Origin of the sequence: Streptomyces sp. P9(2023), assembly GCF_032436795.1 — a bacterium.
In the GTDB taxonomy this organism is placed as follows: Bacteria; Actinomycetota; Actinomycetes; order Streptomycetales; family Streptomycetaceae; genus Streptomyces.
Genome location: NZ_JAUPWM010000245.1, coordinates 1 through 350, shown reverse-complemented (window position 1 = coordinate 350; position 350 = coordinate 1). Strand labels below are relative to the sequence as shown.

Here is a 350-nt window from a genome sequence, read left to right as displayed (position 1 = left end):
GCACCTTCTTCGCCAAAGTGAAAGAAGAGCTTGATATCGTGCCCGCTAAGGTTCGTGTACTGGAGTACATGCAAGAAAAGGCCGTGTTCAATAACGAAGATGGTCAATCCATAGTCGCTGCTGAGCTACCAAAACACCCACTTCCAGGTTCGCTTGGCAGTACGGGCCTGATTACTCATGCCATCACTTCAAAATACGTCGATGGCCTACCGCTCTATCGCATTGAGACAATGCTCCGTCGCTACGGCGGCGAACTCTCTCGGGCGACGCTGGCGAATTACGTCATGAAGTCCGCTAAGGTGTTCCAGCCACTGGTGAATCTGCTACGAGAGCACCAAAACAGTGGCGAC

General features: G+C 52.3%; 1 protein-coding gene. It reads left to right on the top strand.

Features of this window, described 5'->3' with window-relative positions; genetic code table 11:
• The coding region (locus Q5762_RS37510) for a transposase (RefSeq protein WP_315896788.1) at window positions 1–350 on the top strand (350 nt) is incomplete at both ends.